This is a genomic window from Micromonospora sp. CP22 (genome assembly GCF_009712475.1).
In the GTDB taxonomy this organism is placed as follows: domain Bacteria; phylum Actinomycetota; class Actinomycetes; order Mycobacteriales; family Micromonosporaceae; genus Micromonospora.
The window spans coordinates 53,543-75,929 of record NZ_VCJO01000020.1; the positions used below are offsets into that span (position 1 = coordinate 53,543).

At 69.1% G+C, this 22,387-nt stretch carries 17 protein-coding genes; 2 read left to right on the plus strand and 15 right to left on the minus strand.

Annotated elements, in window-relative coordinates; translation table 11 throughout:
* Positions 1-85: 85 nt before the first annotated feature.
* From FF096_RS23035 to FF096_RS23060, 6 genes are all read right to left on the minus strand, one after another.
* Entirely contained in the window at positions 86-2,479 is a 2,394-nt protein-coding gene (locus FF096_RS23035) for an RICIN domain-containing protein (protein ID WP_309223804.1), read from the minus strand.
* 169 nt (positions 2,480-2,648) lie between these two features.
* On the minus strand, positions 2,649-3,473 hold the full coding sequence (locus FF096_RS23040; RefSeq protein ID WP_309223805.1) for a sugar phosphate isomerase/epimerase family protein: 825 nt from the start codon (positions 3,471-3,473) through the stop codon (positions 2,649-2,651).
* 34 nt (positions 3,474-3,507) lie between these two features.
* On the minus strand, positions 3,508-4,689 hold the full coding sequence (locus FF096_RS23045) for a substrate-binding domain-containing protein (RefSeq protein ID WP_309223806.1): 1,182 nt from the start codon (positions 4,687-4,689) through the stop codon (positions 3,508-3,510).
* A gap of 13 nt (positions 4,690-4,702) precedes the next feature.
* Positions 4,703-5,686, minus strand: coding sequence for an ABC transporter permease (locus FF096_RS23050; RefSeq protein WP_155221647.1), 984 nt, complete (start codon positions 5,684-5,686; stop codon positions 4,703-4,705).
* A 1-nt stretch (position 5,687) separates the two neighbouring features.
* On the minus strand, positions 5,688-6,701 hold the full coding sequence (locus tag FF096_RS23055; protein WP_309223807.1) for an ABC transporter permease: 1,014 nt from the start codon (positions 6,699-6,701) through the stop codon (positions 5,688-5,690).
* Entirely contained in the window at positions 6,698-8,209 is a 1,512-nt protein-coding gene (locus tag FF096_RS23060) for a sugar ABC transporter ATP-binding protein (protein ID WP_155221648.1), read from the minus strand. Before FF096_RS23060 ends, FF096_RS23055 begins: the two co-directional genes overlap by 4 nt.
* A gap of 525 nt (positions 8,210-8,734) precedes the next feature.
* Between FF096_RS23060 and FF096_RS23065 the strand changes: the two genes are divergently transcribed.
* Positions 8,735-12,283: a ThuA domain-containing protein gene (locus tag FF096_RS23065; RefSeq protein ID WP_155221649.1), complete on the plus strand. Its 3,549-nt coding sequence runs from the start codon at positions 8,735-8,737 to the stop codon at positions 12,281-12,283.
* Between the two features lie 144 nt (positions 12,284-12,427).
* On the opposite strand, the gene FF096_RS23070 is transcribed toward FF096_RS23065, so the two are convergent.
* Genes FF096_RS23070 through FF096_RS23105 form a run of 8 tightly spaced genes read right to left on the minus strand, consistent with a single transcriptional unit; the run spans position 12,428 to position 20,304 of the window.
* Entirely contained in the window at positions 12,428-13,408 is a 981-nt protein-coding gene (locus FF096_RS23070) for an aldo/keto reductase (RefSeq protein ID WP_309223808.1), read from the minus strand.
* On the minus strand, positions 13,405-14,271 hold the full coding sequence (locus FF096_RS23075) for an amidohydrolase (protein ID WP_155221650.1): 867 nt from the start codon (positions 14,269-14,271) through the stop codon (positions 13,405-13,407). The genes FF096_RS23070 and FF096_RS23075 overlap by 4 nt, the downstream gene beginning before the upstream one ends.
* Positions 14,268-15,029: a 2-dehydro-3-deoxy-D-gluconate 5-dehydrogenase KduD gene (gene kduD, locus FF096_RS23080; RefSeq protein WP_309223809.1), complete on the minus strand. Its 762-nt coding sequence runs from the start codon at positions 15,027-15,029 to the stop codon at positions 14,268-14,270. The genes FF096_RS23075 and kduD overlap by 4 nt, the downstream gene beginning before the upstream one ends.
* Positions 15,026-16,051, minus strand: coding sequence for a zinc-binding dehydrogenase (locus tag FF096_RS23085; protein WP_155221652.1), 1,026 nt, complete (start codon positions 16,049-16,051; stop codon positions 15,026-15,028). The genes kduD and FF096_RS23085 overlap by 4 nt, the downstream gene beginning before the upstream one ends.
* Before the next feature lie 55 nt (positions 16,052-16,106).
* Positions 16,107-17,330: a mandelate racemase/muconate lactonizing enzyme family protein gene (locus tag FF096_RS23090; protein WP_155221653.1), complete on the minus strand. Its 1,224-nt coding sequence runs from the start codon at positions 17,328-17,330 to the stop codon at positions 16,107-16,109.
* Position 17,331: 1 nt separating this feature from the next.
* On the minus strand, positions 17,332-18,159 hold the full coding sequence (locus tag FF096_RS23095) for a carbohydrate ABC transporter permease (RefSeq protein WP_155221654.1): 828 nt from the start codon (positions 18,157-18,159) through the stop codon (positions 17,332-17,334).
* Positions 18,159-19,109, minus strand: a complete 951-nt coding sequence (locus FF096_RS23100) for a sugar ABC transporter permease (RefSeq protein ID WP_309223810.1) — start codon at positions 19,107-19,109, stop codon at positions 18,159-18,161. The genes FF096_RS23095 and FF096_RS23100 overlap by 1 nt, the downstream gene beginning before the upstream one ends.
* A gap of 40 nt (positions 19,110-19,149) precedes the next feature.
* Positions 19,150-20,304, minus strand: a complete 1,155-nt coding sequence (locus FF096_RS23105; protein WP_309223811.1) for an extracellular solute-binding protein — start codon at positions 20,302-20,304, stop codon at positions 19,150-19,152.
* Between the two features lie 253 nt (positions 20,305-20,557).
* Here FF096_RS23105 and FF096_RS23110 point away from each other — a divergent pair, with 253 nt between their 5' ends.
* A complete protein-coding gene (locus FF096_RS23110; protein ID WP_155221656.1) occupies positions 20,558-21,328 on the plus strand; it encodes a FadR/GntR family transcriptional regulator in 771 nt (256 codons plus the stop codon).
* 86 nt (positions 21,329-21,414) lie between these two features.
* On the opposite strand, the gene FF096_RS23115 is transcribed toward FF096_RS23110, so the two are convergent.
* Positions 21,415-22,387, minus strand: a 973-nt coding sequence (locus tag FF096_RS23115) for an RICIN domain-containing protein (RefSeq protein ID WP_155221657.1), incomplete at its 5' end; no start/stop codon positions are given.

The window sequence follows — 22,387 nt, forward strand, 5'->3', positions numbered from 1 at the left end:
GCGCCAGCCTCCGGCGTAGGGCGTTCCGGATCGGGGCGGGTGGACGAGTGGGGCCGACGGTGTGCCGGCCCCACTCGTCGGTCGGTCAGTTACGCAGGTTCCACTGTTGGTTGGTGCCGCCGTGGCAGGTCCACAGATGGATCACCGTGCCGTTGGTGGTGCCGTAGCCGCTGGCGTCGAGGCACAGCCCGGACTGTACGCCGGTGATGGTGCCGTTGGAGTTGACGTTCCACTGCTGGTTGACCTGACCGTTGCAGTCCCAGATGATCGCCAGCGTGCCGTTGCTGGTGCCCTGACCGGAGGCGTCGAGGCACTTGTTGCCGTACACCATCAGTTGCCGGCTGGCGGTGTAGGTCCATCGCTGGTTCGTCCCGCCGTGGCAGTCCCAGAGCTTGACCTGTGCCCCGTTGGCGGTGCTCGCGCCCTCGACGTCCACGCACCGACCGGACTGTGCGCCGACGATCTGCACGTTCTGCTGACCGTCGCCGCCCTGGGGACCGGCACCGGCCATCACGGCCTGGGCACCCGAGGGCCAGTTCCCGTTGGTCACCGTCACGTTGCCGGACACCACGTTGCCCCGGTCGCCGTTGGTCACGTTGGTGCTGCCGTTGGTCGACCAGTTGTTGGTGACGGTGAAGTTGCCCATGTTCTCGGCGTACCAGTAGTTGGCGGTCGCCCAGGTACCGGTGGACGAGAAGACGTTGGTGCGGGCGGTGTAGTAGCGGGATCCCTCGTCGAAGTAGAGACCGAAGTGGCCGTTGGTCCGCAGGCAGTAATTGTCGCTGATCAGGCCACCCGGGTTCGCCGACAGAGTGTAGATGCAGCCGCCGTCGTTCATCTGCTGCATCACGTCGTGCACGTAGTTGCCGATCAGCCGGTTGTTGCTGGCGGTGGTGGGGGTGGTGTAACGCGGCTGGTAGTTGTACAGGCCCCGGCCGGCGTAGTGGTCGCTGCCGCCCGCGTCGTTGGCACCCCAGCCGTAACCGAGGGACATGCCGGTGTACGGCATGTTGTAGACCTCGTTGTACGAGACGGTGGCGTTGGTGACGTAGGTGGTGAGCACCGAGACGATGCCGCGGTACTCGATCCCGAGGTCGTGCAGCCGATTGTTGCTGATGGTGATGTCACGGTTCACCATCCGCTGGTCGCTGGGGTGGTGGGCGTCGGCGCGTACGCCACCGACGACGATGCCACCGGCGGCGTTGCGGGCGATCTCGGAGCGGGTGATGGTGATGTCGCTGGCTCCCAGGCCCACCCCGCTGGCGTGGGCGTTGGCGTCGTTGCCGATCCCGATCGCGGTCTGTCCCAGGTTGACGAACTGGGAATCGCTGAAGGTGATGTTGTTGGCGGCCGAGATCTGCACGGCGGCGGGCATCTGCTGCCAGTTCGGCCGGGTGGCCTCGAACTGCGGGCAGCCGTTGTGGCAGGAGTTGAAGGCGGGCCAGCTCCAGTTGCCGTAGATGTACGCGCCGGTCTGCTGGTCCACGTAGCCCTGGTTGCTGCTGGCGCCCAGCCAGGTGGTGCCGGTGAAGGTGATCCCGGTGAACCTGATGTGGTGGGCCGGTGCGGCGTAGGTCCCGCCGAGGTTGACCAGGGACTGCTGCGTCGGCAGTTCCACGCTGACGCTGTTCATGTTCTGCCCGGCGAGCGGGATGTAGAACAGTGCGCCACTACCCGAGTCGAGGTACCACTCCCCCGGCGAGTCCAGGAACTCGTAGGCGTTGGTCAGGTAGAGCGGTCCGGCCCGGTGCGGGCTGGTGAAGGTGTCGTAGCCGAAGTTGTTGTTGCTCCAGCCGGGCTGCTGCATCCGGATGAGGTTGCCGCTGATACTCTGCACCGAGACGTACCGGTCGGTGAACGAGTTGACGCTCTCCATCTGGATCCGGCTCTGGTTGGCCAGGTTGTTGAGGTAGCTCAGTGCGCTGGTGGTGAACCGCATGCCGGTGCTGTCCGCAGTGAAGTCCGCGCGGTTGACCTGGGTGCGGGCGCGGGTGGCGAGCGCACCGTTGACGTAGAGCTGGCGGGTGTCGGTTCCGGCACCGACGTTGGCCCGCCAGATGTTGCGGCCGGCGTCCACCTGCGTCCAGCCGGTGACCGCCCGCGCGCCGCTGATCACCGGACGGGCCGACGGTGCCGCCTGCCAGATCACGTGGTAGCCGTTCGTGCCGGAGTCGGCGGCGGTGAACCGTAGCGGCGACGAGAGCCGGTACACGCCGTCGGCCAGCTGCACGACGATGTCGCCCGACATCGAAGCGTTCATCGACCGGACGACGGACTGCGCTGTGGTCAGGGAACACGGTTGGGCGGCGGTGCAGTTGCTGCCGCCACCGGAGGGGGAGGCGTAGAGGGTGGTGGTCGCGGCGAGGGCGGGGGCGGCGGCGGTGGTGACAGCGGCCACGGTGGCCACGGCGGTCAACGCCACGGCCGTGGCCACGGCCAGCACCCGTCGGGGTGCGGTGGGGGTCGGAGGTACGGACACGGGGGTCTCCTTACCTGGGCGGTGCGGTGTGGTGGGTGCCAATTGGACGGCAGTTCATCATACGAATGATGTCTTCGCAAGGATCGACCGCCATCTGGTCCCCGAAACCGTGAACCGCCCTCGCGGTGACCCCGTCGACCGGAGATCACCGCGAGGGCGGCGGCGCGGATCAGCCCAGGATGCTGCGGAGATAGGCCAGCCCGTCTCCCGCGAGCCGATCCGGAGACGGGGCGAGCGGACGCCAGATCGAGGCGGCGGTCGCGATCGTCGCGTTCTCCGGGGTGAACGACTCGATACAGATCGCGCCCCAGTAACCGGTCGCGGCCAGGGCGGCGAGGAACCGGGGCCAGTCCAGGTGGTCCGACCCGGGCGCTCCCCGGTTGGTGCCGCTGACCTGGACGTGCTTGATGTACGGACCCACGGCGGCCAGCGCCGCGTACGGGTTCGCCTCCTCGATGTTCATGTGGTACGTGTCGATCATGATGCCGACGTTCGACGGCAGACCGTCTATCATCTCCACGGTCTGTTCGAGCGTGTTGACCACACTCGTCTCGTAGCGGTTGAGCGCCTCCACACCGATGGAGACCCCCCGCTCGCCGGCCCGCTCCGCGACCGGGGCCAGCGCCCGACGGAAGTCCACGTAACAGGCGGCGCGTTCCGCCGGCGTCATCCGCCAGGTCCGGCCCACCGACGCGTAGACCGGCCCACCGACGCACGGCGCACCGATGATCGCCGCACTGTCCACGCAACTGTCCAGGTACGCCACCGTGGCCTGCACCACGGCGGGTTCCGCGTTGACGAGTTCCCGCCCGGGTGGGGTGACCGCGCAGACGCCGGCAGCGGCCAAGCCGTACCTGGCGAGCAGGTCCCGGACCCGGTACGGATCCCAGTCACCCGGCTGTTCGATCGGCAGCTCGACCGCGTCGAAACCGAGCGCCGCGATCCGTGGGATCACAGTGGTCAGCGCCCGGTCGTCGACCGGTGAGGTCCACACCCAGGGATTGACACCGACGGCACGCAACGAGCACCTACTTCCAGCGCTGGGGGTAACCCGGCAGGTCGGTGCAGCCGCACATGGCGTAGTGCAGCGGCGGCATCTCCGGATCGAGGTAGCTGTCCAGGTTCTCCTGGGTGATCGTCGGCTGCGGCAGCTTCCACGGGGCCGACACCTGCTGGCCGTCGAGGATCCGCAGCGCCGCGATGATCGGCGTACGCCACTGGTAGGTCGGATACGTGGGCGCGATCGCGGTGAGACCCTCGTCCTTCCACAGCTTCAGGAAGTCGAGCTGGTCCTCGCCGTTGATCGGAGGTACCGGCTGACCGGCGTCCTGGAACGCCTCCACCGCCGCGACGGCGACCGCACCCGCGTCCATCCAGACGCCGTCGATGGTGCCGTGCCGCTGGATGTAGTCGTTGACGATCTTCTTGGTCTTGGCCGGGTCACCGTCGGTGAACTCCACCCCGACGACGTCGACCTGCGCCTTGTCGAACACCACCTTCGCGGCGGACCAGCGGGTCTCCAGCACGTCGACGCCGGGCAGGATACGCAGCGCGAGGACCTTCCCGCCGGGCTTCATCCGCTGGCTGACGAACTCCGCGCCGACGTGACCGAACCCGTACCCACCGATCGGGTTGATGAAGGTCACCGGGCAGTCGGTGTCGACGCCACGGTCGAAGACGACGACCGGCAGGTCAGCCTTGCAGGCCGCCTCGACCGCGGGGGTGAGCGTGGCGGTGGTGTTCGGCGAGACGATGAGCGCGTCGCAGCCCTTCCCGAGCAGGTCGTTGATGTCGGCGATCTGCTTCTGGTCCTTGCCCTCGGCGTCGACGTGCACGAACTCCTTGATCCGGTCGCCCTGGGCCTCGACCTCGGCCTGCATGGTCTTGAAGCCGACCTGTCGCCACGGGTTGTTCAGCGCCGCGTTCGAGAAGCAGATCTTGTGCGGGCCCGCCTTCTTGAACTTGGCGGTGTCGACCATCTTCGGGTTGAGCACCTGCTCCCACGGCTTGTCGGCGGGGCCGGTCGGCGCGGCGTCGAGCAGCGCGAGTTCGTTGTCGTAGTCGGCCTGGACGAAGAACTTCGACTGTTCCCCGGTGCCGGCGGCGGGCGCGGAGGAGGAGTCCGACGGGGTCGCGGCGGGCTCGTCGGTGGCGCAGGCGGCAAGGGACAACAGGATGAGCGCGGCCGTGGCCGCCATGCCTCGTTTCACTGACAGAATCTCCTTATCTCGACGTGGAACGTCGGGTCGAAACCGCCACGGCGAACAGGATGATGGCGCCCTGGACCGTTGGTCTGAGCGCGCCGGAGACGCCGTAGAAGTTCATGAGCGTGAACAGCAGTTCGAGGGTCAGCGCGCCGAGCATCGCCCCGACGACCGAGCCCCGTCCGCCGCCCAGGGCGACGCCGCCGAGGACGACCGCGGTGATGGCGCCGAACTCCAGCCCGGCACCGGCTTGGAAGGACACTCCGCTGTAGCCGCCGATCAGGATCGCCGCGACCGCGGCGGCGAGGCCGCTCAGCATGAAGGCGATCGTCCGGGTCCGGTGCACCCGGGCGCCGCTCAGCTCCGCGGTACGCGGGTTGTCCCCCACGGCGACCAGGACCCGACCGAAGTCGGAGCGCATCAACAGCACGGCGAGGGTCGCGAGGACCAGCAGGATCACCAGGGCGTACGGGATGCGCCCGAGCCCTGGCACGTCCTCGAACGCGCGCCGACCGAACCGGCGGAACTCCTCGGAGAGCCCGCCCTTGGGTGCGCCGTTGGACCAGAGGTAGACCGCCCCCACCAGGATCAGGAACATGCCGAGGGTGGTGATGAACGAGGGCACCCGCAGTCGCGTCGTGATCAACCCGTTGACCAGCCCGACGAGCAGCCCACCGGCGAGCAGCACCAGCACCACCGGCCAGGTCCGGGACGGGTCGCTGTCGATGAGCCGCGCGGCGACCACGACCTGCGCGGTGACCAGGGAGCCGACCGACAGGTCGAACTCTCCGGAGACGATCACGAAGTACTGACCGGCGGCGAGCAGGATGAGCGGTGCTGATCGGCCGAGGAACGACATCAGTGAGGGCGGCGCCATGAAGTCGGGCTGCCGGACGGTGATCAGCACCAACAGCACCGCGAGTATCGCGATCAGCGGCAGGAGGCCACCGGAGCGTACCCGGGCGAGCCGGGACGGCAGCGGGCGACGCTGGACGAGTCGCATCTCAGATCGCCGCCTTTCGCATGCTCCGGCGGGCGTAGACGGCCACGGCGGCGATGATGATGGCTCCCCGGATCACCTGCTTGAAGAAGGCGTCCACTTCGAGCTGGTTGAAGATGGCGTCGATGCTGGCGAGCAGCAGGACACCGCCGAGGGTGCCGATGACCCCGCCCCGGCCACCGGCGAGAGCGGTGCCACCGATGACCACCGCCGCGATCGACTCCAGGTCGTAGAGGCCCTCGGTGCCCACCCGTGGGGCGCCCGAACCGAGCCGACTGGCCAGGTAGATCCCGGCCAGGCCGGCGCAGAGTGAGCAGAGCACGTGGGCCACGACCAGGACCCGCTCGTTGCGCACGCCGGAGAGCCGGGCGACTTCCGGGTCGCCCCCGACGGCGACCAGGTGGTGGCCGAACCGGGTCCGCGTTAGCGCGAACCAGCACGCCCCGGTCACCGCGACCAGCAGCAGGAAGGACAGCGGGACGGGACCGATGCGCTGGTAGCCGAGGGTCTGCACGAGCGTCGGGGAGGTGCTGCCGGCGGGCCCGTCGTAGCCGTTGTCGAGGTAGCCCTTGAGCAGCAGCCCGACGCCGAGGGTGGCGATGAAGGCGTTGATCCGCAGCCGGGTGACGAGCAGCCCGTTGAGCAGCCCGACAGCGGCGCTGACGGTGAGCGCGAGGCCGACCGCCGGTAGCAGTGCGCCGTCACTGCCGTTCATCGTCTCGGCCGCCACGAGGGTGCTCAGACTGATCACGTAGGCGACCGACAGGTCGAGTGAACCACCGAGGATGACCAGGGTCTGGCCGACCGCGACGAGGCCCAGCCCGGCGGCGACGTGCAGCAGGCTCACCGTCGTCGCCTGGTTGAACAGCTGACCGCCGTCGATCATGACGATCAGCCAGCCGACCGCCAAGGTGATGGCCAACGCCACGAACACGCCCGGCACGGGCGGCCGAGCCGACCGCAGTGACGCGGTACTCAGGCCGCCGAATCCGATGGCCCGTCCGCCGCGCCCACTCACGCCGCCGCCCCGCGTACCGTGCCGACGGCCAGGGCCACCACGTCCTCCTCGGTGGCACCGGCGGACAGCTCACCGGCGATCCGGCCGTCGCGCATGACGAGCATCCGGTCACTCATGCCGAGCAGTTCCGGCAACTCGGACGAGATCATCAGTACCGCCGCGCCCGACCGGGCGAGCCGACGGACGAGATCGTGGATCGCCGACTTCGCGCCCACGTCGATCCCCCGGGTGGGCTCGTCGAAGAGCAGGATCAACGGGTCCAGTGCGAGCCACCTGGCCAACACCACCTTCTGTTGGTTGCCGCCGGACAGAAACCGGATCTCCTGGTGGTCACCGGCGGCCCGGACCTCGACGGTGGCAAGCAGCTCACGCACGCGTACGGTGCGCGCGGCGCGGCCCGAGCGGAGCGGGAGGACCGCCCGGCTGGCGAGCAGCGCGTTGTCGAGCACCGACTGTCGGCCCACGATGCCCTCGCCCTTGCGGTCCTCGGTGACGTACGCGACGCCGGCCCGCGTCGCCGCACGCGGTGAGCGCAGCCGGGCCGGCTTACCGTCGATCGTGACCAGACCGGTGGTGAACGGCTCGACCCCGAACAACGCGCGGGCCAGTGCCGACCGTCCGGAGCCCTGAAGGCCACCGACGCCCAGCACCTCACCCGCGCGCAGGTCCAGGTCGATGTCGCGTAGTTTGCGGTTCCCGCCGCCGCGCACGGTGAGCCGGACCGCTCCGACGTCCTCGGGGGCGGCCCGGTCGGGGTAGTAACTGGACAACTCCCGACCGACCATCTGGCGTACCAGATCCTCCGCCGTGGCCTCGGCGGTGGGCATCGTCCGCACCCGGCGTCCGTCCTTGAGGACCGTGATCCGGTCGGACAGGTCGAAGACCTCGGTCAGCCGGTGCGAGACGTACAGCAGGCCGATGCCCTGTTGTTGCAGCCGCCGCACCAGCCCGTAGAGCAGTTCGACCTCGTGGTCGGCCAGGGCGGCGGTGGGCTCGTCCATGATGAGCAGTCGCGCGTCGAGGGCGAGCGCCTTGGCGATCTCCACCACCTGTTGCTGGGCGACTCCGAGGCGGCCCACCACCGCGTCGGCGGGCAGTGCCGTCTCGCCGATGGTGGCCAACAGCTCCCGGGTGCGGCTGAGCATCCGTCGCCGGTCGACCAGACCGCGCCGCCTCGGCTCGTGCCCCAGGAACACGTTCTCCGCGACGGTGCGTTCCGGCAGGAGGTTGAACTCCTGGTGGATGATGCCGATGCCGGCCCGCTGCGCCTCTCGTGGGCCACCGAACACGCGTGGTAGTCCCGCGAACTCGATGACACCGCCGTCCGGGGCGTGCCCACCTGAGATGATCTTCATGAGGGTGGACTTGCCGGCACCGTTCTCCCCCACCACGGCGTGCACCTCACCGGGGGCGACGTCGAGATCAACCCCGTCGAGGACGCGCACCCCGAAGAAGGACTTGCTGATGCCGCGCAGGGCGAGCAGTGGCGTCTGCGGCCGATCCGACATCAGGATTCCTTACTGGTAGTAATCGCCAAGGGCATCGATGCGCCACCTCAGAATCCACTTCCGACCGACCGGTCGCCTGGCTTTAGATATCGCAAGCGATGCTTCCTGTTGTCGTGCTCAAACTTTCGCTTGACACAACCGAAACATCGCACGTATGAAGATAGATGCTCGGGGATAGGTGCGCAATCCCCGATCTTCCCGGACTCCCGGCCGGGCCGATGGCAGGCAACGACGCCGGGTCAGGTCCACTGGGGAACGCACGTGCCATTGATCATTCCCGCCTACATGTTTGCGTTAACATTCATTTATGTACATGTCCCTATCTATCTAGGCTCCTTGCCACCAGGAGCCGGGCTCCACCCGAACGTGACTCTGCGTAACGGCCGGCGGCGCCGCTCCGGTACGCCGAGCCCGTGCGACAACCGCACCCGCCCGCCATCCCGGCGGGCGTCGGCGGACGCGCCCCGGGGGGTGACCTGACTCGTGGTAGCGCCCCTGTTTGCTCCGCCCCGACGAGGAGACGGCATGCGTCGAAAAACAGCCATCATCGGACTGATCACCGGTCTGGTACTGGCGATCGCGCTGGTCCAGCCGGCATCGGCTGCTCCGGCCTTCCGCGCCCTGTTGTTCACCAAGACCACCGGCTACCGGCACGACTCGATCCCGGCCGGGGTCTCGATGTTCCAGCAGCAGGCTGCGGCCAACAACTTCGAGCTGGTGCACAGTGAGGACTCCAGTGTCTTCACGGCAGCCAATCTCGCCACCTTCGATGTGTTGATCATGTTCCAGACGTCCGGCATGGTGTGGACGTCGGCCAGCCAACGCCAGGCGGTGGAGGGCTACCTCGCCAGCGGCAAGGGCATCGTGGCCATCCACAACGCCACCGACATGGGCATCGAGGGCGAGTACCCGTGGTGGGACCAGACCATCAACGCGGGTGCCCACATGCCGGAGCACTCCCCCGGCGTCCTGCCCGGCACCGCCATCGTCGCCGACAAGAAGCACCCGTCGACGGCCGGCCTGCCGGACCGATGGAACCGCAGCGAGGAGTGGTACAACTTCGACAAGAACCCGCGCGGTGAGGTGCACGTCCTGGTCACCGCCGACGAACGCACGTACAACCCGGGCTCCCGGGCGATGGGCCCCGACCATCCGATCTCCTGGTGCCGTAACACCGGCGGTGGCCGGGTCTGGGCCACGGCCATGGGACACGCGAGCGAGTCCTACAGCGAGACCCACTTCCGCAACCACGTCCTCGGCGGCGTGAAGTGGGCCGCCGGCAACGAGCCGGGTGACTGCGGCGGCACCGTCTGGGGCAACTTCGAGAAGCGGACCCTCGACAGCAACACCGTCGACCCGATGGCGCTCGCGGTGGCCCCCGACGGCCGGGTGATCTACGTACAGCGTGGCGGTCAGGTCAAGATCTTCAAGCCGAGCACCAACAGCACGGTCACCGCCGGCACGCTCAGTGTCTACACCGGAGGCGAGGACGGACTCACCGGCGTGGCGCTCGACCCGAACTTCGCCACCAACGGGTACGTCTACCTGTACCACTCGCCGGCCAGCAGTTCGACCGACGTCAACCGGGTGTCCCGCTACACGCTCAACGGCGACACGTTGAACATGTCCAGCGGGGTCACCATCATCGACATCCCGGCGTACCGGGACCGTACCTACCCCGAGCCCGGCCACACCGGCGGGTACATCGCCTTCGGGCCGGACGGCAACCTCTACATCGGCACCGGTGACGACGTTCCGCCGAACCTCGACCCCAACTGGCAGGGCTACGCCCCGCTGGACTGGCGTCCGGGCAAGCACATGCTCGACGCGGCGCGTACCGCGGGCAACACCAACGACCTGCGCGGGAAGCTGCTGCGCATCCGGCCCTCCGCCAACGGCGGCTACAGCATCCCGTCGGGCAACCTCTACCCGCAGGGGACGGCGCAGACCCGGCCGGAGATCTACGCGATGGGCTTCCGCAACCCGTTCCGCTTCTCGATCGACCCGGCCAACGGTTGGGTCTACCTGGCCGACTACGGGCCCGACCGGAACCCACCGACCACCAACCGGGGCCCCGAGGGCCTCGTCGAACTCAACGTGATCAAGGCACCGGGCAACTACGGCTGGCCGTTCTGCCACGGCAACAACCAGCCGTACGCGCCCTACAACCCGGACACCGGCGTGGTCGGCGCGAAGTTCAACTGCTCCGCTCCGGTCAACAACTCGCCCAACAACACCGGGCTGACCAACCTTCAGCCGGTCGTCGCACCCAACCTGTGGTACGGCTACCCCAGCTCGCAGACCTTCCCCGAGCTGGGGTCGGGTGGCTCCGCGCCGATGGGTGGGCCGGTCTACCGCTACGACGCCTCGAACCCGTCCGCGACGAAGTTCCCGCCGTACTACGACGGTGTCCACTTCTTCTACGAGTGGTCGCGCGACTACATCAAGGAGGTGCACTTCGACTCGGCCACCGCGGTCACCCGCACCAACCCGTTCCTGCCGAACACCAGGTTCAACAGCCCGATGGACCTCGAATTCGGCCCGGACGGCTCGCTCTACCTGCTGGAGTGGGGCACCAACTTCGGTGGCGGCAACAGTGACTCCGGCCTCTACCGGATCGACTACGTGCAGGGTGGCCGGACCCCGATCGCCAAGGCCAGCGGCACGCCCACCAACGGCAGCGCCCCGCTGACCGTGCAGTTCTCCAGCGCCGGATCGATGGATCCCGACCCCGGCGACACGATCAGCTACCTGTGGACGTTCGGCGATGGCACCACCTCGACGGCGGCCAACCCGTCGAAGGTCTACACCAACAACGGCAACTACACGGCCCAGTTGAAGGTGACCGACAGCTCGGGCAAGTCCGGCTTCGCCAACGTGCAGATCACCGTCGGCAACACCGCACCGGTGGTCACCATCACCACACCGGCCAACGGTGGCATGCTCACCTTCGGCGACCGGGTCTCCTACCAGATCAGCGTCACCGACCCGGACGGCGGGACGATCGACTGTTCCAAGGTCTTCCTCAACCCCGCCCTGGGGCATGACGACCACGCGCACGAGACCACGGACTACGCCGGCTGTTCCGGAACGATCCCCACCGACCTGCTCGGCGGACACCCGGACGGCGCGAACCTGTTCTACGTGCTCAACGCGCGGTACACCGACAACGGTGGCGCGGGCGGCGCCGCACCACTCACCGGGCGTGCCCAGGTGATCCTCCAGCCCAAGCACAAGCAGGCCGAGTACTACAGCAGCCAGTCGGGCACCCGGATCATCGACCAGGCCGGCGCGGAGAGCGGCAAGCGCATCGGTGACATCTCCAACAACGACTGGATCGCCTTCACGCCGATGAGCCTGTCCGGCATCACCAGCGTGAGTTACCGGCTGTCGTCGCCCTCCGGCGGCGGCTCGATCGAGCTGCGGGCCGGATCGCCGACCGGAACGCTGCTGGCCACCACCCCGGTGCCGAGCACCGGCGGATGGGACAACTACCAGTCGACACCGCCGGTCAGCGTCACCCCCTTGGCCGGCACCCACACCCTGTACCTGGTGTTCAAGGGCAGTGCCAACAACTGGTTCGACCTCGACTCGCACACCTTCGGTGGTCCGGGCGTGGGAGTCGGTGACAGCGGTGGCGGGATAGCCGGCCGGACGTGGACGATCACCGCCCAACACAGCAACAAGCTGATGGACGTCAACGGGGTGTCCACCGCCGACGGCGCCCAGATCCACCAGTGGGCGGCCACCGGCGGCAACAACCAGAAGTGGCAGGCGGTCGACGCCGGGGGCGGTGCCGTCTACCTGCGGGCCGTCCACAGCGGCAAGTGCGCGGAGATCACCGGCGGCTCCACCAGCGCCGGTGCCTTCCTCCAGCAGGCCACCTGCAACAACAGCAACCAACAGAAGTTCACCGTGACGTCCACCGGGACCAGCGGGGTCTACACGATGAAGAGCACGTTGAGCGGGCTCTGCGTCGACGTCAACGGCGGTGCCACCACCGACGGTGCCCGTCTGTTGCAGTGGAACTGCCACAGCGGCAGCAACCAGCAGTGGCGGTTCAGCCTGGCCTGACCGGGCGCGCACCACGACCGTCACCTCCCGTCGGGACCGGCCTTCGACACCGGAGCCGGTCCCGACCGGGCACCTGACCGGCTCCTGGCGGGGCGGGTACGGACTCGTACCCGCCCCGCCAGGGCGGTGCCCGAGCAAGACGACCTACACCGGCGCGGCGAGCAGCCCGGCGGTGGCGAGTGCTTCCCAGAGTTCGTCGGGGACCGCCACGGCCGAACGCCGTACGGTCTGCGCCGCCTGTCCGCCGTCGCGGACACCGACCACCGTCGAGACCACGGCCGGGTGCCGGCGGACGAAGGCGAGCGCCGCCTGCGGCAGGGTGACGCCGTACCGTTCGCAGACCTCGGCGATCCGCCGCGCCCGCTCGATCAGCTCCGGCGGCGCCTGCTGGTAGTTGTAGAGCGCGTCGGCCGGGGGGCGCTCCCGCGACAACAGTCCGGAGTTGTAGACGCCCGCGATCACCACACCCACCCCGCTGCGCTGCGCGAGCGGCAACAGGTCCTCGGCCGCCCCCTGTTCGAGCAGGGTGTACCGACCGGCGCACATCACCACGTCGACATCGGTCTCCCGGACGAACCGCGCGAGCATCGCGGACTGGTTCATGCCGGCGCCGATCGCACCCACCACGCCCTGGTCACGCAACTCGACCAGGGCCGGCACCGCCTCCCCGGCGGCCTGCTCCCAGTGGTCGTCGGGGTCGTGCAGGTAGACGATGTCGATCCGGTCCAGGCCGGTGCGGGCCAGACTGGCCTCGATGGAACGCCGTACCCCGTCGCGGCTGAAGTCCCAGACCCGGCGGTGGCTCGCGGGCACGTCGAAGCCCTCCGGGTCGCGCAGGTGTGCGTCGGCCGGTGACGGCACCAGCAGCCGGCCCACCTTCGTCGACACCACGTACTCGTCGCGTGGTCTGCTCCGCAGCGCATCGCCCAGGCGACGCTCGGACAACCCGAGGCCGTAGTGCGGCGCGGTGTCGTAGTACCGCACGCCCGCCGCCCAGGCGGTGTCGACGGCGGCGACGAACTCGTCGTCCGTGGTCACCCGGTACAGGTTGCCGCCCTGGGCCGCGCCGAAGCCCAACTCGGTCAGGCTCACCGCCGTACGACGGGGCAGTACGTGCCTGTTCACGACGCCTCCAGTCGATAGCAACGCCGCGCGGTGCCCGCCCAGATCGCCGCCTGCTCGGTGGGGTCGAGGTCACCCAGCAACTGCGCGACCGCCTCGATCCAGCGTGGGTACGAGGTGGCGAGCAGGGACACCGGCCAGTCCGAGCCGAACATCAGCCGGTCCGGCCCGAACACGTCGAGCGCGTGGTCGACGGCAGGTCGGAGATCGTCCACCGTCCACGGCGACCGGGGCACCTCGGTCGTCAGGCCGGACACCTTGGCCACCGTGTTGGGCGCTGCGGCGAGGGCCCGCAGGTCCCGCCGCCAGTGGTCGAACTCCGGGGTGCCCAGCGCGGGCTTGCCGAGGTGGTCGAGGACGAACCGCACCTGGGGCAGGTCGTGCGCCAACCGGGCGGCCATGGGCAGTTGGTGTTGCCGGACCAGCAGGTCGAAGACCAGTCCGGCGTCGCCGACCGCGGCGATGCCCCGGCGCACGTCGGGTCGGTCCAGGTACGCCGGGTCCGGCTCGCTCTGGACGAGATGACGGATGCCGGTCAGGCGCTGCCCGCCGGGTGCCGAGCGCAGCCGGTCGAGGCGGGCGGCGACGTCGGCGGCCGTCAGGTCGGCCCAGCCGACGACGCCGCCGACCAGGACGTCGTCGGCTGCGGTACGCAACAGGTCCAGGGTTTCCCTCGTCGAGGCGATGGACTGCACGACGACGGTGTTGGTGACCCCTGCCGACCGGGCGAGTGGGGCGAGGTCGGTGACCTCGAAGTCGGCGTCGATGGCCGCCATGGTCACCGGGTCGATCCACGGCTGCGGATGCCGCGCCCGGACCCACAGGTGGTGGTGCGCGTCGACGATCTGGGGCGTCGGCTCGGTCATCGGCCCAGCCACCCCCCGTCGACGGGCAGCACGATCCCGTTGACGTAGTCGGAGGCCGCCGAGGCGAGGAAGACCGTGGCCCCACCGAGATCGTCGGCGGCGCCCCACCTACCGGCCGGGATCCGGGCCAGGATCGCCTGGTTGCGGTCGGGGTCCTCGCGCAGGGCTCGGGTGTTGTCGGTGGCGATGTAGCCGGGGGCGATGGCGTTGACGTTCACCCCGTGGGCGGCCCACTCGTTCGCCAGGGCCTTGGTGAGCCCGGCCACGCCCGACTTCGACGCGGCGTACCCGGGCACCGTGATGCCTCCCTGGAAGCTGAGCAGGGACGCGGTGAAGATGATCTTTCCGTGGCCACGGTCGACCATCGTCCGCCCGATCTCCCGACTCAGCACGAACTGGCTGTTCAGGTTCACCTCGATGACGTGGTCCCAGATCTCGTCGGGGTGGTCGACGGCCGGGGCGCGGGCGATCGTGCCACCGTTGTTGACCAGGATGTCGATCGGCCCGAGCGCGATCAGGTCGTCGGCCAGCCGACGCACGGCCGCCCGGTCGGCCAGATCGGCGCGCAGCGCGGTGAACCGTCGCCCGGCGGCACGCACCCGGCGGCCCACCTCGCTCTCCTGCGGTTCCAGGTTCGCCGATACCCCGACCACGTCGGCACCGGCGCGCGCCAACGCCTCGGCCATGGCCAGCCCGATGCCGCGTCGGGCACCGGTCACCACCGCGGTCCGTCCGGACAGGTCGAACAGATTCGTCACCGGTCGCCCTCCTGCCAGTCCAGCAGCACCTTCATGACACCGCCACCCTCCAGCGCGGCGAACGCCTCGGTCGCCGCGCTGGGCGGCGCGACCCGGGAGATCAGCTGTCGGGTCGGGATCGCGCCGGAGGCGACCAACCGGATCGCCTCCGCCATGTCGTCGCGCTGGTACAGACGCGCGCCGAGCAGTTCCAGCTCACGCCAGAAGAACCGGTGCAGGTCGACCTCCCTCGGCCGGGGGTGGATCGCCACCATCACCAGCCGCCCCCGGGCGGTCAGCACCCCGACCGCGGTGGCGACACCGGCCGCAGAGCCGGAGACCTCGAAGGCCACGTCGGCGCCCGCACCGTCGGTACGCTCGTCGACCAGCGCCGCCACGTCGGTCGCGGTCGGGTCGACGGCCTCGATCCCGATGTCGCCCGCCACGGCCCGCCGCGTGGCGTCCGGCTCCACGAGCAGCACCCGAGCGCCGCGGCCCTGAGCCACGGTGCCGATCAGCACCCCGATCGGTCCACCGCCGACGACGACCACGTGGTCACCGGCGGCCACCTGTCCCCGTCGCACGTCGTGCACGGCGACGGCGACCGGTTCGACGAGTGCGCCCTGGTCGAGCGGCAACTCCTCCGGCAGCGGCAGGACCAGTTCCGCCGGTACCGTCCAGGAGGACTGCATGGCACCGGGCGAGTCGATGCCGAGGAAGTTCATGGCGTGACAGATGTGCGAGTTGCCGCGCCGGCAGGCGGCACACCGCCCACACCACCTGGTGGGCAGCACGGTCACCGGCTGGCCGACGGACCAGCCGGTGACGCCCTCCCCCAGCGCCGCGATCCGCCCTGACATCTCGTGCCCGATGATCGCGGCGGCACCGACCCGGGCGTCCATGTCCCCGTGGTAGATGTGCAGGTCGGTGCCGCAGATCCCGGTGTAGGCCACCGAGATCCGCACCTCGCCGGGCCCGGGTGCCGTCGGCTCACGCTCCTCGACTCCGAGGTTGCGCGCTCCCCGGTAGACCACTGCCTTCATCGATCCTCCGTATCAACGGCCGTACGCGACTCGTGCCGGCCCACCGTCTGTGGCGTCAGTGACATCCGGTCGGGGACACCTGATTGCTGTTGCACGTCGGTGCGGCGGCCCGAGCCAGCGGCAGGCCGGTGGCCGGTACGACGCCGTCCGTCGCCGCCAGCAGCCGCCGCCCGGCCTCCTCCGGCCGCACGTTCGGGCCGTCGACCGTCGGTGCCTGTGGGGGTTGGATCCGCTGCTCGTCCACCCGCAGGCCGAGTCCGGGCGAGTCGCCGAGGATGAACGCCCCGTCCTCGACGTGCAGGTCGACGGTGACACCGACCGGCGGCCAGAGGTCCTGCAACTCGCTGGTCAGGTGGTTGGGCACCGAGGTGGCGGCGTGCAGCAGCCCGAGCGGGCTGTTGCCGATCGGGCTGACCGGCAGGTCGTAGGCGTGCGCCAGGGCGGACACCCGCAGGAAGTGGGTCACTCCCCCGACCGCGGAGGTCTGGACGACGTCGACCGCACCGGCGGCGATCAGCGGGCGGTACTGCTCAAGCCCGGTGAGGTTCTCCCCGGTGGCGACGGAGGCGCGTACTCCCCGGCCGACGGCGGCGAGCCCTTCGGCGTCCCAGCGCCGAACCGGCTCCTCGATCCAGATCAGGTCGAGGGTGCGTTCGAGTTCGCACACGTGCCGGACGGCCTGCTTGCGGGTCCACGCCTCGTTGACGTCGAGCATCAGACCGGGACGCAGCCCGTGGCCCGCATCGGCCAGGACCTCCTTGACCAGGTGGAGTCGGCGTCGGTCCCGCTCGATGTCGAGGCCGCCCTTGAGCTTGGCCGCGCGCAGCCCGTGTGCCGCGTAGCGGGTGTACGCCGAGATGAGCTCGTCGTCGGTCAGGCCGATGTCCAGGCCGGAGGCGTACGCCGGCACCCGCCGGTCGCGCCCGCCCAGCAACCGCCACAGCGGCTGGCCGACCGCCTGCGCCTTGATGTCCCAGAGCGCGGTGTCGAGCGCGCCGATGGTGCCGAACACCGGCCCCGCGTGACCGGCCTTGAAGGTGTGTCGCAGCATCCGGTCGTAGAGCGTGGTCACCGCCCGGGGGTCTTCACCCTCGATGGCCGCGAAGATCCGCTCGATCTCGACATGCGGACCGATGCCCACACCCGACAGTCCCTCGTCGGTCTCCACGACGACGATCGGCACGGTGACCTTCCCGTCGGCGAAGACGCCGTTGGCGTCGCCGACCGGGCGCCCCCATTCCTGGACCGTGGTGAGCGTCCGATATCCGGTGATGCGCATGTCAGCCCTTCGTGGAGCCGGCGGCGACGCCGTCGGCGATCTGGCGCTGGAGGAAGAGGTAGACCACCAGGACCGGTATCGCGGCGATCAACACCCCTGAGGCGAAGGTGGGAATGTCGTCGGAGTACTGCCCACGTAGCGAGGTCACGCCGACCATGAGCGTGCGGTGCTCCGCCGACGGCATCATCACCAGCGACATCAGGACGTCGTTCCAGCAGAACAGTGCGTTGAGGATGCCCACCGACAGCAGCGCCGGGGTGCCCAGGGGCAGCATGATCCGGCGGTACACGCCGTAGACGCTGTTGCCGTCGATCCGGGCCGCGTCGATGACCTCGCGCGGGATGGTCTTGTAGTAACTCGTCATCAGGAAGACGGTGAACGGCAGGAACTGCGCCACGAAGACCAGAACCAGCCCGGGATACGTGTCGATGAGGGCGGTGTCGGCCATGATCCGGGCGAGCGGCACCATGATCACCTGGAAGGGTACGAAGAGTCCCGCGAGGCAGCCCAGGAACAGCGCCGAGGAACCCCGGAACCGAAGCTGGCTCAGGGCGAAACCGGCCATCGACCCGAGTAACAGCAGCAGCACGACCGACGACGTCACCACGATCAGCGAGTTGAGGAAGTACCGGTCCATGCCGACGCTGTTCCACGCCGTGCTGATGTTGTCCCAGCGGAGGGCGTCGGTCAGGGCGAACCGGTCGAGGATGTAGTCCCGCCGGGTCTTCATCGCCACGTTGACGGTGAACAGCAGTGGATAGATCGTCGCCAGCGCGAGCAGCGTCATCGGGATGGCCAGCAGCCACCGGCTCAGTCGTACGCGGGTCATCAGTCCTCCCCTCCCGCCCGCCTGAGCAGCTTCACCTGGAGCAGCCCCACGACGAGCATGATCACGAAGAGCACCGTCGACGCGGCCGAGGCGAGGGCGGGCCGATTCATCTGCCCCTGCTGGATCCAGATGTAGTACTCCGGAAGGTAGGTGGAGCCCTCCGGTCCGCCGCTGGTCATCACGTAGAGCAGGCCGAACATCGAGGTCAGCATCCCGACCATCGTGGTGACGGCGACGAACGCGATGGTGCGGGACAGGCCCGGAATGATCACGTGCCGGATGACCTGGAGCAGCGACGCGCCGTCCACCCGGGCCGCGTCCAACAGGGCGGAGTCCAGGGTGGCGAACCCGGCCAGGAACACCACCAGCGCCATGCCGAAGGTGGCCCAGATGTGGACGCCGACCACCACGAACATCGCGACGTCGGGATCCCCGAGCCAGTCCACCGGGCCGATGCCGACCGCCCCGAGCACCGCGTTGACCGGGCCGTCGAAGGCGAGCAGCAGGTTGAAGATCGCGCCGACGATGACCGGTGAGAGCACCGCCGGGAAGAAGTAGACGCTGCGGTAGAAGCGGTGTCCGGGCACCCGGAGGTAGATGAACGTGGCGAGCAGCCCGGGGATGGCGACCGCCACCGGAAGCAACAGCACCAGCAACCCGACGTTGCCCAGCGCGGTGCGGAACAGCGAGTCGTCGAGCAGCTCAAGGTAGTTGTCGATGCCCACGACGGTGCCGTTGCGCTCCCCGTCTCCGGTGAAGGAGAAGTTGACGCCGAGCAGCAGCGGGTAGAGCCGCAGCACCACGATGATCAGGATGGCGGGCGCGACCAGGACGTAGGGGGCGAAGCGCTCGGCACGCGCGCCGCCACGCGACCGCCGTGGCCGGGTGCCGCGGTGGCGGCCGGTGGCCTCGGCCGCCACCGGGTCGGCGTCGGTCCGCCCGGATGACACCGGGCGGACCGACGGCTGTACGTTTCCGATCGGCACGAACTCAGCCCGCCTGGTCGGAAGCGGCCAGCTGCTTCACCGCCTCGTCGACGCTGATCGAGCCGCTGAGCAGCTGCTGGGAGACCCGTCCCATCAGGTCCAGGGTCTTCGAGGAGAGCGCCACGTGCAGGGCGGGCTTACCGCCCTTGAGCTGGCCCACGATCGTGGCGGCGGCCGGGCCGGCCTGCGAGACGTCGATGGTGGTGTCCGAGGCGATCGCCCCGGCTTCGGCGTAGAACGCCTGGAGCGCCTCGGTGGAGGTCAGCGAACGCACCAGGTCGGCGGCGAGTTTGGGGTCGCTGGTCCACTTCGCCACCGCGTACCCGATGCCACCGTCGTAGGCGAGGCTCGGGGTGGTGCCCGCGGTGACGACCGGAGCGCTCATCACGCCGAGCTTGTCGGGCGTGAGGAACTCGTTGAAGTCCTTCCAGTGCCCCACGTCCGACATCAGCCCGATGACGTGCGCGGCCTTGGCGGACTGGAAGAGCGCGAAGGCGTCGTTGAACATCGCGGTCGAGTTGGCCCCGTCGTTGTTCAGACCGGCGTCACCGGCGTCCTTCCAGAGCTGGAAGACCCGCTTCACGTTGGGCGAGTTCCAGTCGCGCTTGCCGGCGATCCAGTCGTCGTACTCCTGGGCGGTGAGTACGCCGGAGCCCAGCGCCGACAGCCAGAACTGGATTCCGGCGCCCTCCTTGTTACCCAGGGCGAAGCACTTGGCACCGACCTTGCCGATGGCGGCGCAGTCGGCGAGGAACTTGTCCCAGGTGGTTGCCGGGCTCGCCGGGTCGAGACCGGCCTTGGCGTAGAGGTCCTTGTTGTAGTAGATCGGGTGGCCCTGCAACGTCACCGGCCCGGCGTAGGTCTTGCCGTCCTTGGTGAAGGCGTCCCACCCGGCGAGGCGCTGCTTGTCCTCGGCGACGTAGTCGTCGAGCGGCACCAGCGCGTCGACCCGGTCGCGGATCTGACCGCCGCCGTTGAACAGCATCACGTCCGGGCCCTTGCCGGACTGGATGGCCGCGCCGAGCAACGTGTAGTACTGGTCGAACGGCTGCGCGACGAACTCGACCGTCACGTCCGGGTGCTTCGCGGAGAAGTCGGCCTTCGCCTTCTCGATATACGCTTTGGCCGACGGTTCACCGGACTTCCAGTCCCAGACCACCAGCTTGTCGGTCGAGCCGCCGGAAGAGGAACCCGTGTCACTGGCACTTCCACAGCCTGCCGTCGCCAGTCCCACAACGAGGACGGCTGACCACAATGCTCGTTGTTTCATCGTTGTTCACCTCTGGGGGGAGTGGCTGACGGCCTGCCGCAGCCAACGTGATCAAGAACATAACTCGTATGACGTGTGACGTCAACAATCGGTCGTACACTGACCCAGGACGTCGCAGCATGACGAGCCAATCGGAGGGGACATGACGCCATCGCAGGAGACGGCCCTGGAGAAACTGGCCGCCCCGGTCTGGCCCCGACGCCCCGCCAACCTCGCCACCGCCGTCACCGCCGAGCTGGTGGAGCGGATCGTCCGTGGGGTGCATCCGTCCGGCACGGCGTTGCCTCCCGAGCCGGTGCTGTGCGAGACCTTCTCCGTCAGCCGGACCGTGGTCCGGGAAGCGGTGAAGATCCTTCAGGAGAAGGGGCTGGTGCAGGTCCGTCAGGGCGCGGGCACCATGGTCACCCCACCGTCGATGTGGGACATGCTCGACGAGCTCGTCCTCGGTGCCACCATCGCCCAGGACGACAGCCTCGCCATCCTCGACGACCTCGTGGTCACCCGACGCCTGCTGGAATCCGACATGGCCAACGTCGCCGCCCGGGTCGCCGACCAGGAGACCCTCGACCGGCTGCGCGCGCTGGTGGACCGGATGGACGAGTTGGTCGACGACCACGTCACCTACCACGAGCACGACCGGGCCTTCCACGACACGGTCATGCAGGCCTCCGGCAACCGCATCGCCCGGGGCGTCGTACGCTCGCTGGAGAGTCAGGTGGTGAACACGGCCCGCTACATGGGCCGCACCGAGCGCGCGCTGTGCGTGGCGTCCAACCGTGGGCACCGCCGCATCTACGAGCGGATCGCCGCCCACGATCCGGAGGGCGCGGCCACGGCGATGTTCACCCACATCACCGAGGCGTGGCTGGTCCGGCGTGGCGGCTCGGAGAAGCCGACCCGCCTGCAACGCTGACCTTCGCGCACGACGTCCGGCGGGCCCGGCCCCCCGGCACATGATGCCGCCGGGGAGGCCGTGACCCGCCGTCGCAGGCGACCCGGTCAGGAGAACTGGGCGAAGAAGCGCCAGATCTCGCCCTTGGTCCAGGTGGTAATGCCGCTCTCGCCGTACGTGCCGTCGACCGGGCCTGGCATGTGCCCGTTGTCGAAGGCCGCCCACTGCACCGGGTAACCGGCGCGGCAACCGGAGTAGGCCGTGGTGATGTGCGTACGGCTGCCCGCACCCGGCTCCGGCGGGTTCTGGGCGTTGCACCCGTTGTTGCGGACGAACGTGTCGCGCAGTCCTCGACCCTGGGCGATGTTGAGGACGTTGTCCGAGATGCCGTGCAACCCGAAGTACGCGATCGGCTGGGTGCCGCCGCTGCAACCGCTGATCTGCGCCCCGGCGATGACGGCGACGGCCCGGAAGACCGTGGCCCGCGCACACGCGAGGGCGTAGCTCATGCCACCACCCCAGCTGAAGCCGAGGGCGAAGCGCTGGGCCGGGTTGACGCACAGGTCGCTCTCGATCCGACGGATCATGTCGTCGACGAAGGTGACGTCCTCACCACCGGAATTGGCCCAACCGTTGCCGAGCCCCTGCGGTGCGACCAGGATGGCGCTGTTGTTCGACTGCTCCTGCTGACCGTAGTAGGACCAGGCGCTCCCGCTGGTGCCGCCGGAGGAGATCTCCTGCATGGTGCCGCCGCGCCAGTGGAACGCGAAGATCAGCCGGTAGGGATTGTTGTTGTTGTAGTTGGCCGGCAACCGCAGGATGAACTGACGGCTCTTGCCGTTGCTCTGGATGGTGTGCGTGCCGTTGTACAGCGTCGGGGCCTTGCCGCACCCGGAGCCACCGCTCGGCGGCGGGTCGCCGCCGCCACCGTCGACCCGGACGAGTTGCCACTGCTGGTTGGCACCGTTCCAGTCGGCGTACTGCACGATGTTCGCGCCGTCATTGGTGGCCGCGCCCTGCACCTCGACGACCTTGCCGCTGTGCCGGCTGACCAACCGCACATGACCGCCGTCCGAGTCG

Bases quoted from the DNA above. Each gene is read 5' to 3' on its own strand.
- FF096_RS23060 (WP_155221648.1), bottom strand. From the start codon at position 8,209: ATGTCGGATCGGCCGCAGACGCCACTGCTCGCCCTGCGCGGCATCAGC.
- FF096_RS23075 (WP_155221650.1), bottom strand. From the start codon at position 14,271: ATGACCGAGCCGACGCCCCAGATCGTCGACGCGCACCACCACCTGTGG.
- FF096_RS23085 (WP_155221652.1), bottom strand. From the start codon at position 16,051: ATGAAGGCAGTGGTCTACCGGGGAGCGCGCAACCTCGGAGTCGAGGAG.
- FF096_RS23090 (WP_155221653.1), bottom strand. From the start codon at position 17,330: ATGCGCATCACCGGATATCGGACGCTCACCACGGTCCAGGAATGGGGG.
- FF096_RS23050 (WP_155221647.1), bottom strand. From the start codon at position 5,686: ATGCGACTCGTCCAGCGTCGCCCGCTGCCGTCCCGGCTCGCCCGGGTA.
- FF096_RS23065 (WP_155221649.1), top strand. From the start codon at position 8,735: ATGCGTCGAAAAACAGCCATCATCGGACTGATCACCGGTCTGGTACTG.
- FF096_RS23095 (WP_155221654.1), bottom strand. From the start codon at position 18,159: ATGACCCGCGTACGACTGAGCCGGTGGCTGCTGGCCATCCCGATGACG.
- FF096_RS23110 (WP_155221656.1), top strand. From the start codon at position 20,558: ATGACGCCATCGCAGGAGACGGCCCTGGAGAAACTGGCCGCCCCGGTC.